Raw genomic sequence first — 13640 nt, 5'->3', positions numbered from 1 at the left:
ATAAAAAAATCAATTATAATGTTGGTAAACAGAAAAAATAACTATCTTTGCAAAGAAATAAGCAATGCCTGAAGCTGTTAGATGGCAAAATAACAATCTATATGACTAAAAAAATACATTTGTTAATGTTACTTGTTATAGTAACAATGTTTTCTTGTACGAGTGAAGAACTGGATTTTCCGCAATCTGAAGCATTTGTCGAGCAATCAAATGAAAATTTGATTACTGCAGAGCAGGCTAGTCAGTATGCTTTAGACTTTGTTAATAAAATAAACAAGGCGACTAGAACTTCGGATTTTTCGTTAAGAGTTGAGAGTGTTAAGGCTATTGGTGAAAATAAGAAAAGCACACGCTCTGGAAGCGCGTCAAACAGCGATTCTCTATTTTACATAGTCAATTTTGCTGATAATAATGGTTATGCCATTGTTTCTACAGACAAAAATGACACTCATGTTTATGGATATGTAGAGCAGGGTACATACGACGAGGACGATACCATGGATTCAGGCTTCAGCGATTATATGTCGTCAATTATTGCAAGTAGGAAGAATATGACAAGTTCTTCTTTGGCTAGTGTTGGTGGTAATGGCGGTGTTTTATCTGCCGCAGAGTCAGATCAAACACAAACAGAAGTTATGCTACCTTTGTTGAAGTGTAAGTGGGCGCAGGATTATAACAAGTTTTGTCCAATAAGTAATGAAATTATTATTGTCGAAGGTGGTGGCACGGAAGATTGTCATTGTCCAACAGGTTGCGTTCCTACTGCAATTTCACAGATTTGTTCATTTCTTGAATATCCCGAATCTATTTCGTACTTGGATTGTGGTAAGACAAAAAAATGTAAGTTGAATTGGAATAGAATTAATTTGGTAAGTAGTAAAACTTCTACAGGAGAATATATTAGTGACGAAGAAGTAGAATTACAGATTTGTCACCTTATGAGGTATTGGGGTATACAATTGGGTGCAGAATATAAAAGTACTACTCAAACTAGTGTAGCCTCAGAAACTGCAATTCCCAAAATACAGGAGTTAGGTGATTATGACGCTACACCTTTAGAACATTTTGATTCTGAAAAATTGGTTTCTGATTTGAAAACGCATAGTAAAATAATATATGTTGAAGGCATCGAGCGGAGTAATCGTGGTCATGCGTGGGTCATTGATGGATATATAAAGGAATATAAGCAAAATAAAACAGATGTTTATTTCCATTGTAATTGGGGATTTAAGAATATAGGAAATGGGTATTTCCTTAGTACGGCATTTGATACGGAAAAACCAGTGTACGACGACGATGGTAAAAAGATTACTAGAGCAGGTTTTTACTTTAGTAGATATAGTTTGAAGACATCTACAATAACTCGTCCTTCATATCCTAGTAAACCGGAAATAACATATCAGGGAGAGCGCGCAAATTCTTTGGATAGAAGTCAACAGATATTTTTAACAGGTGTAGAATATGAAGTACTAGCTTCAAATGATCCAAAAGAACATGTATTAGAGTATGAGTGGGAGGTTGATAGGAGTGGCTTGGATTATAAAATTAAATATTATAGTGAGGATAAAAGCCGTATTGGCTTGACATTTAAAGCCCCAACTTCACGTCCACGTAAATATTTACCTTCAGTAGGTGTACGTGCAAAAAATGTTAATGGCTGGGGTGATTATAAACATGTAAGAGTGCAGGTTTCCAACGATAAAGACGACGTTATTCTTCAGTAATGTAGGTGAACTGAAAGTGTAAATAAAGGGATTTGTAAAATAAACAAATCCCTTTATTTAGTTTATGTAATATTAGAGTCATTGTGAATTGTCAATTAAAAAGATTTTTTCAACTCTCAAGTTTCAACTTTCAAAAAATATTGTCAACTGTCAATTATCAATTGATAATTGATTTTGTGCTAATTTCTTTACCTCGTTAATTTCATCAATAAGTTGCTCTGATGAAGGCAGATAAAGCTTATATTCACTCGCAAGAATACTTTTATTGTCTTCTGGCAATGTCATACGGACAACCGTATCGTTTTTCTCGGTACACAGAAGTATTCCGATGGTAGGATTTTCGTCAGGGAGTTTTTCGTTACGGTCGTAGTAATTGACATACATTTGCAACTGTCCCAAATCCTGATGAGTAAGTTTGCCCGTCTTTAACTCAATTACCACATGGCAACGCAACAGACGGTTGTAGAAAACGAGGTCGGCAAAGAACTCGTCGTCTTCTATCAAAAGACGTTTTTGTCGCGCAACAAAAGAGAAGCCCTTACCCATTTCGAGAAGGAAATCCGTAAGGTGGGTAATGATTGCCGACTCCATATCTTTCTCGTAATAACTACTTTCTCGGTGCAGTCCAAGAAACTCGAGCACCATTGGGTCTTTGATGATTTCGGTAGGGCTTTCGGGGATACGTTCCTTACGAGCCACGGCAAGTACACTCTCCTTGTCGTTGCTCATCAACAAACGTTCGTAAAGCATCGAATTTATTTGCCTTTCTGTCTCGCGGGCTGTCCATGCGTTATTTACGGATTCCAATTCGTAGTACTCACGTTTGTCGGGGTCTGGAATCTGAATCAGCATACGATATTGGCTCCAGTTCAATTGGGAACACAGTGTGTTCCTATTTGGATATGTCCTATAAAACTGACGGCAAAACTTAAGTTGACGATAGCCAAATCCGCTTCCGAACTCGGGCTCCAAGCGTTTTGCTAAATTCTGCAAAAGATACGCTCCATAGTCGGCGCGTTCCTTGCCTTGCTGTTCTTCCTCGAATATGCGTTGCCCCATGTGCCAATACATCTGCACACGACAGAAATCGACACTACGCACGGCATTGCTGCGTGAAGTCTCTATGATTTGACGTACATCGCTATATAGCGTGTCAAGTTGCTGAACTTGTTGAGATGGATTATCTTGTTTCATTTGTGATTGGTTTGAGAGCAAAGGTAGAAAAAAATCGGCACATATATGGACTTTCCATCATCCAAGATACTTATTGTGAGCTATTTTAACATTTATTAGGTTAACAATGGCATATTGAAGAGTCGTATCTATGCGCACATACCAGAAAAGAAATTGTCAACTATCCATTGTCAATTGCGATTGCATTTAAGTCCCCAAAAACTTCAGCATAATGCTTTTTTAGTTTAACTTTGCACAATTTTTATTGGGTAACACGATGGATTTTACAGTTATTCTTGAGCAGATGGCTATGCTGTTTGCCGTGGTTATTGCCGGATACATAAGCGGCAAGGCAAAATTGTTCGACCAGACATTGAGCAAGAAGATGGCGAGCCTTATTATCAACCTTACTTGTCCGTGCCTTATCATTGCCAGCACTATGGGCGACAATCTGCCAAATCGTGAACTGATCGTTCCGCTGATGGTTGTCGGCATAATAACGTATATCGTGCTGCTTGTCATAGCAGCCTATCTGCCGCGCCTCTTCAATGTGGGCGAGGAGGAAGGACTGTTCAGTTTCATGCTTGCCTTCGGAAACGTGGGCTTCATAGGCTATCCCGTTGTGGCATCGATGTTCGGTCCTGAGGCCGTGTTCTATGCAAGTATTCTGAATGTGGCAAATACCTTTTGCGTGTTTATCTGGGGCGTTCAGTTTATTGCAGGCAAGTCAGAAGGTAAGTTTCAATGGAAGCGTTTCTATTCTCCGGCGATGATAGGAACGTACATAAGCGTGATAATCGTGGCTTTTGCCATCAGAGTGCCTCATGTAATAGCGCAACCGTTCACGCTAATAGGCAACATAACCGTTCCCGGCTCGCTGTTGATAATTGGCTATAGCATCTCGCAGATTCCGCTGAAGCATATGACCGGCGGACCTAAGATATTCCTGATGTCGGCGTTCCGCCTTTTCATCCTGCCGCTGTTCGTTATGTATCTGTTCCGCTTTTCGGGCTTGTTCGACGACCGTATTATCAGCATCAACACAATGATAACAGCCATGCCCGTTGCCTCGTTCGGCACGATGCTCTGTTTTAAGTACGGCAGAGACGAGACCGTAATGGCACAAGGTACCTTTATCACCACATTGCTGTCGATGATAACGATACCTTTGGTGTCAATGATTCTCTGATTTTATTTTGTGTAGAAGTCTATTAGCCTCTGCATAGCCCTTTGACACACATCGCAGAAGCGGCTCACCTCGTTCACCTTCATGCGACAGGTGTAGAACGGACGGTAAACGCCTTTTGACTGGTATCCGCCGCCCTCGTACACGCCTATCTTCTTCATCAGATTATCTTCGGTGTCTAACGGTGGGATTGGGGTTGGAATCTTCGTCTTTTTAGGTAGCATATCCTTCCATTTGCTTCCGAAGTCAACAAGAGTTGTAAGGTTTGGCTCCCATGGCTCGGTGTCCGATGGATATTGAGTCTCGTACTGGTCGTCGTAGAAATACTCGTCTGCCAGACCGCCGAAACTGTGTCCAAATTCATGAACAACAACAGGTCTGAACTGCTCGTGGTGCGCCGTTGTGAGGGTGTACGAGTTGTATATTCCGCCGCCGCCATATTCGTCGGTATTTGCAAGGATTATGATGTGCTCGTATGGCAAACCGGCAAGAACATCGTGCAAGTCCTTTATGTGAAGGGTTGTAAGATACCTGTCAGAATAGAACGTGCTGAAATGCGATGACAGAGCCGTGTTCTTCCATTGTCCAAGACGCGGAATGCTCACGCCGCTGTCTTTCGATACCGCGCCTACCGCCAGAATGTTGAACTTACTTTTGTTTGCCGAGAAAGGCGCGTGTGCAAAGAGCGATTCCGAAGCAATCTCGGCATCCTTGAAGAACGTTTCGAGCTCGCTTTCGGTATATCCCTCGGCAACAATCACAACGTCAATGCACTCCTTCGGGTCGCCGCCCTTGTGGATATATCTTGTTTTCTGCTCCTTGTTCGGCTTCATCTGCCTTATCAGGATATCCTTAGGGTTGATGTGATAGGTGAGTTCAGAAACCACCTTGTTGTGAGTGTTTGTTAGGTTTATTGTAACGTCCATCTCATCCTTAGGAAAAGGCAGCAGAAAAGTGTTTTCGAACGATTTTGTAGCCTTTGTGCTCTCCTCGGTTGTGAGCCATTCCTGAAACAGACTTGAGAACGAAGTGGCATAGACAACCTTGCCCTTGTGCTTCATGTAAATCTGACCGTTTCCGCGTAGTGGCAGAGAGTCGAGATTGTGCCTTCTACCGTACCATCCGTCCGATTTTTTCAGTTCAGACACCTCGATATGTTGCAAATCGTGATTGCCGCTGAAGGTATAGTCTATTCTCAGCGTCTTGTCTTCGAAATAATCGCTAAAACTCTGTGCCACAATGCCCTGCATCGCCAGAAAAAAAGCTGAGAAAATTAAAAATCTTTTCATTTGTAACTAATTTTGTATTTATTTTGTAAAAATATAACTACTTTTTTAAACTAAAGTTACGATTTATAATCTACTTTGTACTATATTTGCAAAAATTATTTAGAGTAATAAAAAATATGGGACAACATCAGATTGACAAGTTGGATGTGCAGATTCTGCGGATGATTGCAGAAAATGCACGAGTGCCATTCCTTGAGGTGGCGCGAGCATGCGATGTGTCGGGAGCGGCCATCCACCAGCGTATTCAGAAACTAGTAAACCTAGGAATTTTGAAAGGTTCACAGTACCTAATAGACCCTGAGAAGATTGGTTATGAAACCTGTGCATATATAGGCTTGTACCTAAAAGATCCTGAGCAGTTCGATGAGGTGACAGAGGCTCTCCGCAAGATTCCGGAGGTGGTTGAGTGTCATTTCACAACTGGAGGCTATGACATGTTCATAAAGATATATGCTCGCAACAATCATCATTTGCTGAGTATTATCCACGACAAACTTCAGCCGCTGGGACTTGCCCGTTCCGAGACCATTATCTCGTTCCACGAGGCAATTAAGCGACAGATGCCAATCATGGATATTGAGAGCGACGAAAATGAAAGCGTAGATTAAGTTCTACGCTTTTACTTTTTTATATAGTCAACAAACGTGTATCGCTGTGCGTGCTTCTCGTCGGTCTCGTGTGCCTCGTTGTTTTTTGCTACCCAAACATTCTTGTCAATCTCTGGGAAGAAGGCGTCGGCATTCTCAGGAGTGTCGTCAACCTCGGTGGCATAGATAGCGTCTGCCATCGGCATGGCCTCGCGATAAAGCGTCTCGCCGCCAATTATGTAGATGTCCTCTTCGCCCTTGCAGTTGTCCAGAGCCTCTTCGAGCGATGTGAAATGCTCTGCACCGGCAAACTCAATGTCCTTCTGTCTTGACAGAACGATGTTGCGGCGGTTTGGCAGCGCGCCCTTCGGAAGCGAATCGAACGTCTTTCGGCCCATTATTATGGTATGCCCTGTTGTGAGAGCCTTGAATCTTTTAAGATCGTTGCTCAGATGATATATCAGTTGATTCTTGTAGCCTATGGCGTTGTTGCGGGCTATTGCGACAATTATGTTAATCATATTTTTCTTCTTGATTTATTAAACTGAAACCTTTCCGGCGATGTGCGGATGAGGGTCGTAGCCTTCGAGTTCGAAATCCTCGAACTTAAAGTCGAAGATGTTCTTCACCTCGGGATTTATCTTCATTGTAGGCAACTTGCGAGGCTCGCGCGAAAGTTGAAGTTTCATCTGTTCGATGTGGTCGTTGTATATGTGAGCATCGCCAAGCGTGTGGACAAATTCACCTGCCTTCAGTCCTGTAACCTGAGCAACCATCATAAGCAGAAGGGCATACGATGCAATGTTGAACGGCACGCCAAGGAATGTGTCGGCACTGCGCTGATACAGCTGCAGGCTCAGCTTTCCGTTGGCAACGTAGAACTGGAAGAACATGTGGCAAGGCGGCAGGTTCATGTTGTCGATGTCTGCCACGTTCCAGGCGTTAACTATAAGTCGGCGCGAGTTAGGGTTGTTCTTTATCTGCTCTATCACTTCCGAAATCTGGTCGATGTATCCGCCTTTGTAGTCGGGCCACGAGCGCCACTGGTAGCCGTAGACATGTCCGAGGTCTCCGTTCTCATCGGCCCATTCGTTCCATATTCTTACGCCGTGCTCCTGAAGCCACTTTACGTTCGTGTCGCCTCTGAGAAACCACAGAAGTTCGTAGATTATCGATTTCAGATGAACTTTCTTCGTTGTCACGAGCGGAAATCCGTCTTCGAGGTTAAACCGCATCTGATGGCCGAATACGCTGATTGTTCCCGTTCCGGTGCGGTCGCCCTTCTCAACGCCCTCAGTCAGTATTCTGTTTACAAGATCAAGATATTGTTTCATTAAATGTTTTGATTTTTTAATTGAAGGCAAAAGTAATATAATTTTTGCAATTTTGCTTTATACATTATATATTTAAGGTAAAAAGACTTGTTCTATATGTACGATTGTGTTAATATTGAAACATGACTGTAATGTTAAAAAATGTGAAATATTTTAGGATTTTTTCACATTTGTTAATATTTTAGTCATTTGTTGTTATGACGGTTTTGTGGTTAAAAATTTATAATATACTGATATTTAAGTGGTTAGATATTTTGCTTCAAAAAAAGTTAAAAAATACTAAAAAATAATTATTAAAAAATTTGTTAAATTTAATTTTAGTGTTTATATTTGCAATGTGATAATAAAAACAGACTCGGATGCGAGTCGAAAAAACATAAGTTGAATTGTTGAAGTTGATGTCGGATTAAGACAAATAAGATGAGGCTATCACTGATTGAAGTGAACTCATATTATAAAGTTATATTGGGTAAAATAGTGATTTTAAGGTAAAGCTTTTGAGTTTGGATTGAAAAGATTACAGTTATTGTACTAGTTTTAGGTAAGTTTTAGGTAGTTTATTTATGATTGTAGTAGGCTGTTGCACGTGAGTGTAGTAGCCTATTTTTGTTTTGTATAGTTTCGGCTTGCCTAAAAATCGTATGATTTATTTTGTTCTGCTTTCGGATTGCTGTATCTTTGCCAATAGTATGAATATTCCAGAAGATTTTGAATTATATACACGCAGGCTTATAGGCGATGACGAATATAAGTCGCTCGCCGATGCGCTTGCCACCGAATCGCCGGTGAGCATAAGACTCAATCCGGCAAAGTGGACTGGCGAACTGTCGGCGCAGGCTGTGCCGTGGTCGGAGAAATATGGCAGGTATCTCGAAACGCGACCGCCTTTCACGTTCGACCCTTTGCTACATTCGGGCGCGTATTATGTTCAGGAGGCATCATCGATGTTCCTGACGCAAGTTGTTGAGCAGTATGTTGATAAACCAGTCGTTGCGCTCGACCTCTGCGCATCGCCCGGCGGTAAGAGCACGCTTCTTCGCGCAGCCCTGCCCGAAGGCAGTCTGCTTGTAAGCAACGAGCCGATACGTCCGCGCGCTCAGGTGCTTTCTGAAAATATTACCAAGTGGGGACATCCGCTCAGCATAGTTACTAATAACTATCCTGCCGATTTCTCAAAGTTTGTGCATCTGTTCGACCTAATCGTTGCTGACGTGCCTTGCTCGGGCGAGGGAATGTTCCGCAAGGACGAGGTGGCTGTTTCGGATTGGAGCACCGCTAAGGTTGCCGAGTGCGAGAGCCTTCAGCGAAGTATAATAAACGACATCTGGCGATGCCTGAAACCCGGCGGACTGCTTGTTTACAGCACCTGCACATACAACGCTCTCGAAGATGATGGCAACGTAGAGTGGATTGTTAAGAATCTTGGAGCGGAAGTCCTGAAGGTTGAAACGAAACCCGAATGGAACATAAAGGGCAACACCGTTGGCACGCCGTATGATGTGTATCATTTTATGCCGCATATCACAAAGGGCGAGGGCTTCTTCCTCTGCCTTATGCGAAAGCCTTTGGATGCCGAGGACGATATTCCGGAGGAGAAGCCGGCAAAGAAGAAAAAAGGCAAGGACGCAAAGCCGAAGAGTGTGCCTGCATTTCCGAAGGAACTGAAACAATATGTTTCGGGCAACTTTGAATTTGTGTGGCGAGGCGAGCAGCCTGTGGCTTTTCCGATGGCATACATTGAAGTATATGATAGTCTCAGCAAGGAACTTAGTGTGATGCACGCTGGCATAGAACTCGCCACGCTGAAAGGCAGGGACTGGCAGCCCGATGTGGCTCTGGCTCTGTCTACGGCTCTTAATCGCGACACATTCCCGACGGTGGAACTCGACTATATGTCGGCGATAGCATATCTGCGCAAAGAGGCTGTTGCCATGCCCGACGGAACTCCGCGAGGCTATGTTCTTGTAACCTACAAGAATCATCCGCTGGGATTCGTAAAGAACATCGGAAACCGTGCCAACAACCTCTATCCGCAAGAGTGGCGCATACGCAGCGGATTTATTCCGAAGGAGATTGAGGAGAAGGGGTATTTCTCTTTTATGTAAAATTTGTTAATTTTGCACTTCCAAAAAAGAAGAAACAAATATGATTGTATGTATTGCCGAGAAACCGAGTGTTGCCAAGGACATTGCCAATGTGCTTGGAGCAACGTCGCAGCGCGATGGCTATCTTGAAGGAAACGGCTATCAGGTAACGTGGACATTCGGTCATCTCTGCGAGTTGAAAGAACCTCATGAATACACACCGATGTGGAAGCATTGGACTCTGAGCAGTCTGCCCATGATTCCACAACGTTTCGGCATAAAACTGAAGGCTGACAAGGGCATAGAGAAACAGTTCGCGGTGATAGAGAAACTGATGTCGAATGCCGAAAAGATTATAAACTGCGGCGATGCCGGGCAGGAAGGTGAACTGATTCAGCGATGGGTGATGCAGAAGGCTGGGGCGAAATGTCCTGTGGAGCGTCTGTGGATTTCGTCGCTGACCGAAGAGGCTATACGCGACGGATTCAAGGAACTGAAAGACCAGTCCGTGTACCAGTCGCTCTACGAGGCCGGACTCTGTCGCGCCATTGGCGACTGGGTCTTGGGCATGAACGCAACTCGTCTGTACACCTTAAAATACGGACAGAACAGGCAAGTGCTCTCTATTGGACGAGTACAGACGCCTACGCTGGCACTAATCGTAAAGCGTCAGCACGAAATAGACAACTTTGTGCCAGAGCCTTATTGGGTTCTGACAACTAAATACCGCAACGTAATCTTTGCATCAACAAAAGGCAAGTTTACGAGCAAGGAAGAGGGTTTCGCCTTTCTTGAAAAGGTGAAGAACGCGCCGTTTACCGTTACCGATGTGTCGAAGAAGAACGGAACGGAAGCACCTCCGCGACTGTTCGACCTTACGTCGCTTCAGGTTGAGTGCAACAAGAAATTCGGCTATTCTGCCGACCAGACATTGCAACTGATCCAGTCGCTCTACGAGAAGAAATTCACAACATATCCGCGTGTTGATACTACATTCCTGAGCGATGATATTTACCCAAAGTGTCCGCAGATTCTTTCGGGACTTCGTGACTATCAGCAGTTTATTGCTCCTCTTGGCGGAAAGAAACTTCTGAAGAGCAAGAAGGTGTTCGATTCGAGCAAGGTGACCGACCACCACGCTATAATCCCTACGGGAGTGCCGCCAACCAATCTTTCGGACATGGAAAAGCATGTGTACGACATGATTGCGCGCCGCTTCATTGCCGTATTCTATCTCGACTGCAAGTTTGCCACTACTACCGTTATGGGCGAGGTTGATAAGATAGAGTTCAAGGCAACAGGAAAGCAGATTATGGAACCGGGCTGGCGCGTGCTTTTCGAGAAGCAACAGACCAATCTGCCTGACGAAGAGGCGAATAAGGAGAAGGATGAGGAACGCGTTCTGCCAGCCTTCGTGAAGGGCGAGAGCGGCGAGCACATTCCCGACCTTGCCGAGAAGATGACCACTCCGCCAAAGTTCTATACCGAGGCAACGCTTTTGCGCGCCATGGAAACGGCTGGAAAACTGGTCGACTCGGACGAGTTGCGCGATGCCTTGAAGGAGAACGGAATCGGTCGCCCGTCAACCCGAGCTGCTATCATCGAAACGCTCTTCAAACGCAAGTATATCCGCAAGGAGAAGAAGAATCTCGTTGCTACTCCTACAGGCATGGAGCTTATCGGTCTTATCCGCGAGGAACTGCTGAAGAGTGCCGAACTAACTGGTATCTGGGAGAAGAAACTACGCGAGATAGAGAAGAAGAGTTACGACGCGGCTACCTTCGTGGGCGAACTGAAGCAGATGGTTACAGATATTGTAAATCAGGTGCTGGCAGACAATACAAACCGAAGAATTTCGTTAGAAGTAGAGGAGGAGAAGCCTGCGCCAAAGAAACGCGCTCCACGAAAGTCGTCGAAGAAGAAAGACGGCGACGAGGGCGATGAGGCTGCGGTGGCATCTGGCGGCTCGGACAATCCGAAGCCAAAGCCGGCATCTCCGTCGCTTGTCCCGTCGGACGAACTGATAGACACGGTATGCCCGGTGTGCGGACAGGGACGCATAATAAAGGGCAGGGCGGCTTACGGGTGCTCAAATTGGAAGTCGGGCTGCAAGTTCGTCCTTCCGTTTAATACTGAAGTCAAATGAAGTCGAACATCATAGTCTTAGTGCTTGGCGCGCTTATGCTTTTCTCGTGCGGAGCGGAGAATTCCGTTCGCAAGGCGGAGCAGTCTCTTGCCCTTGGCGAATATTTCAACGCTGCGCAGATGTACAAAAAAGCATACAGCCAGACTCCGCCGAAGGAGCGCAAGCTGCGTGGCGAGCGCGCTTTCGCCCTTGCAGAGTGCTACCGAAAGATTAACTATACATCGAGGGCGAGAGGCGCATATCAGAATGCCGTTCGATATAAATATCACGATTCTATCGTCTTCTTCTATCTTGCCGAGATGCAGCGGCGCGACAAGGACTACAAGAATGCTGCCAAAAACTACGAGATTTACCTCGCGCACAAGCCGGCCGACAAACTCGCCATGAACGGTTTGATTTCGGCTCAGAATGCACGGAAATGGAAAGAAGAATCATCGGGCTACAAGGTTAAGAAGATTGATATGTTCAACTCGCGCCGTTCCGACTTCTCGCCGATGCTTTTGGGCGACGACCAACTTTTTCTGTCGTCAACGCGTCCTCAGGCGAAAGGCGACAAGCTCAACGGAATCACGGGCGTGAAGAACGGCGATTTCTTCGTGTGCAAGAAAGACGAGAAAGGCAAATGGACTAAGCCTGAGGTTATTACCGATGCAATAAATTCGGAAGAAGACGAGGGCGCATGCTGCTTTACTCCCGACGGAAAGACTATGTATTTTACCCGATGCCGCGAGGACGAGTCGTATCCGCGCTATGCCGAGATTTTCAAGAGCACGCGCTCAGATGCTTCGTGGAGCACCCCTACGGCTTGCGTTCTGACAAAGGATTCGCTTTCGTCGTACGCCCATCCGGCAGTATCGCCCGACGGACAATGGCTTTATTTCGTTTCTGATATGCCCGGCGGAGAGGGCGGACTCGACATCTGGCGCGTTCGTATAACTGCCGATGATAACTTTGGCGGCGTTGAGAATCTGGGCGCGCCGATAAACACGCCCGGCGACGAGATGTTTCCGACATTCCGCCCAAACGGCGACCTATATTTCTCATCTAACGGACATCCGGGCATGGGCGGACTCGATGTGTGGTGCGCCAAACAAGATTCGCTCAAGGCGTGGACGCTTAACCGTCTTGGCTATCCGCTCAATTCTGAGGGCGATGACTTTGGCCTTACGTTCGAAGGCATTTACAACCGCGGATTTTTCGCAAGCAACCGTAACGACGGCCACGGCTGGGACCACATATACAGTTTCGAACTGGCTGAAAATATACTTACCGTACAGGGATGGGTTTACGAGAAGGACGGCTACGAACTGCCTCAGGCACTTGTCTACATGGTTGGCAACGATGGCACAAATCAGAAAATAAGCGTGAAGGGCGACGGCTCGTTCGTTGTAGAGGTCAAGCCTAATGTCGATTACGTTCTGCTTGGCACTTGCAAGGGCTTTCTTAATCACAAACAAGACTTCAGAGCCGATACTGCCGGCGTTACAAAAGAATATGTTCTGCAATTTCCGCTGCCGTCAATCAGCAGACCTGTGCTTATCGACAACGTGCTCTACGAGTTCGACAAGGCCGATTTGACAAAGGAGTCGGAAACCGAATTGATGGCTCTCGTAACTCTGCTGAACGAGAATCCTAACATCACGATAGAACTTGGCGCGCATTGCGATTATCGCGGCGACGAGAAATACAATCTGTGGCTCTCGCAAAAACGTGCCGAGTCGTGTGTTAAGTTTTTGATAAAGAGTGGAATTGCAAAAGAACGCCTCACTCCTGTTGGATATGGCGTAACCAAGCCTAAGACTGTAAGCAAGAAGATGCTCGAATCGTTCGATTTTCTGAAAGAAGGCGATGTGCTCTCCAAGGATTATATTGAGAAACTTCCAAACGAGCAGCAGGAAATTTGCAATTCATTGAACCGCCGTACCGAATTCCGCGTACTCAGAACAACGTACAATATGTTTGAAAAGTAAAAAGTCGTGCTATATAAAAAATCCTCTGGTTGGGGATTCAACCAGAGGATTTTTCCTACGATGTTCCTACGATGTTCCTACGATGTTCCTACGATGTTCCTACGATGTTCCTACGATGTTCCTACGATGTTCCTACGATGTTCCTAC

At 45.2% G+C, this 13640-nt stretch carries 10 protein-coding genes; 6 read left to right on the top strand and 4 right to left on the bottom strand.

Annotated features, from left to right (window positions below):
• Window positions 1-101 precede the first annotated feature (101 nt).
• Window positions 102-1724, top strand: a complete 1623-nt coding sequence (locus T538_RS0111790; RefSeq protein WP_155993160.1) for a C10 family peptidase — start codon at window positions 102-104, stop codon at window positions 1722-1724.
• A gap of 150 nt (window positions 1725-1874) precedes the next feature.
• Here T538_RS0111790 and T538_RS0111785 read toward each other — a convergent pair whose 3' ends face one another.
• Window positions 1875-2918, bottom strand: a complete 1044-nt coding sequence (locus T538_RS0111785; protein WP_031541293.1) for a PDDEXK nuclease domain-containing protein — start codon at window positions 2916-2918, stop codon at window positions 1875-1877.
• Window positions 2919-3174: 256 nt separating this feature from the next.
• On the opposite strand from T538_RS0111785, the gene T538_RS0111780 reads away from it, so the two are divergent.
• Window positions 3175-4086, top strand: coding sequence for an AEC family transporter (locus T538_RS0111780; RefSeq protein WP_031533874.1), 912 nt, complete (start codon window positions 3175-3177; stop codon window positions 4084-4086).
• Window positions 4087-4088: 2 nt separating this feature from the next.
• On the opposite strand, the gene T538_RS0111775 is transcribed toward T538_RS0111780, so the two are convergent.
• Window positions 4089-5372, bottom strand: a complete 1284-nt coding sequence (locus tag T538_RS0111775; RefSeq protein WP_031533875.1) for a M64 family metallopeptidase — start codon at window positions 5370-5372, stop codon at window positions 4089-4091.
• A 116-nt stretch (window positions 5373-5488) separates the two neighbouring features.
• Here T538_RS0111775 and T538_RS0111770 point away from each other — a divergent pair, with 116 nt between their 5' ends.
• Window positions 5489-5980, top strand: a complete 492-nt coding sequence (locus T538_RS0111770; protein ID WP_031533876.1) for an Lrp/AsnC family transcriptional regulator — start codon at window positions 5489-5491, stop codon at window positions 5978-5980.
• Window positions 5981-5991: 11 nt separating this feature from the next.
• Here T538_RS0111770 and T538_RS0111765 read toward each other — a convergent pair whose 3' ends face one another.
• Complete coding sequence (locus T538_RS0111765) at window positions 5992-6480, bottom strand: dihydrofolate reductase (protein WP_031533877.1); 489 nt, start codon at window positions 6478-6480, stop codon at window positions 5992-5994.
• Between the two features lie 18 nt (window positions 6481-6498).
• Window positions 6499-7293, bottom strand: a complete 795-nt coding sequence (locus tag T538_RS0111760) for a thymidylate synthase (RefSeq protein ID WP_031533878.1) — start codon at window positions 7291-7293, stop codon at window positions 6499-6501.
• Window positions 7294-7982: 689 nt separating this feature from the next.
• On the opposite strand from T538_RS0111760, the gene T538_RS0111750 reads away from it, so the two are divergent.
• From T538_RS0111750 to T538_RS0111740, 3 genes are read left to right on the top strand one after another with little or no spacing between them, the layout of a single operon-like run.
• Window positions 7983-9398, top strand: coding sequence for a methyltransferase RsmF C-terminal domain-like protein (locus tag T538_RS0111750; RefSeq protein WP_031533879.1), 1416 nt, complete (start codon window positions 7983-7985; stop codon window positions 9396-9398).
• Between the two features lie 40 nt (window positions 9399-9438).
• The gene (locus T538_RS0111745) at window positions 9439-11523 is read left to right on the top strand and encodes a DNA topoisomerase 3 (RefSeq protein WP_031533880.1); all 2085 of its coding nucleotides are present in this window, start codon (window positions 9439-9441) and stop codon (window positions 11521-11523) included.
• Window positions 11520-13493: a PorE family type IX secretion system protein gene (locus T538_RS0111740; protein ID WP_031533881.1), complete on the top strand. Its 1974-nt coding sequence runs from the start codon at window positions 11520-11522 to the stop codon at window positions 13491-13493. Before T538_RS0111745 ends, T538_RS0111740 begins: the two co-directional genes overlap by 4 nt.
• Window positions 13494-13640 lie beyond the last annotated feature (147 nt).

Source organism: Bacteroides sp. Ga6A2, from assembly GCF_000702225.1.
Taxonomy (GTDB): Bacteria; Bacteroidota; Bacteroidia; order Bacteroidales; family Bacteroidaceae; genus Ga6A1.
The sequence above is the reverse complement of the archived record's forward strand: the minus strand, read 5'-3'. Positions and strand labels throughout refer to the sequence as shown.

Excerpts from the sequence above, each read along its gene's own strand:
- T538_RS0111790 (WP_155993160.1), top strand. The coding sequence starts at position 102 with ATGACTAAAAAAATACATTTGTTAATGTTACTTGTTATAGTAACAATG.
- T538_RS0111785 (WP_031541293.1), bottom strand. The coding sequence starts at position 2,918 with ATGAAACAAGATAATCCATCTCAACAAGTTCAGCAACTTGACACGCTA.
- T538_RS0111780 (WP_031533874.1), top strand. The coding sequence starts at position 3,175 with ATGGATTTTACAGTTATTCTTGAGCAGATGGCTATGCTGTTTGCCGTG.
- T538_RS0111775 (WP_031533875.1), bottom strand. The coding sequence starts at position 5,372 with ATGAAAAGATTTTTAATTTTCTCAGCTTTTTTTCTGGCGATGCAGGGC.
- T538_RS0111770 (WP_031533876.1), top strand. The coding sequence starts at position 5,489 with ATGGGACAACATCAGATTGACAAGTTGGATGTGCAGATTCTGCGGATG.
- T538_RS0111765 (WP_031533877.1), bottom strand. The coding sequence starts at position 6,480 with ATGATTAACATAATTGTCGCAATAGCCCGCAACAACGCCATAGGCTAC.
- T538_RS0111760 (WP_031533878.1), bottom strand. The coding sequence starts at position 7,293 with ATGAAACAATATCTTGATCTTGTAAACAGAATACTGACTGAGGGCGTT.
- T538_RS0111750 (WP_031533879.1), top strand. The coding sequence starts at position 7,983 with ATGAATATTCCAGAAGATTTTGAATTATATACACGCAGGCTTATAGGC.
- T538_RS0111745 (WP_031533880.1), top strand. The coding sequence starts at position 9,439 with ATGATTGTATGTATTGCCGAGAAACCGAGTGTTGCCAAGGACATTGCC.
- T538_RS0111740 (WP_031533881.1), top strand. The coding sequence starts at position 11,520 with ATGAAGTCGAACATCATAGTCTTAGTGCTTGGCGCGCTTATGCTTTTC.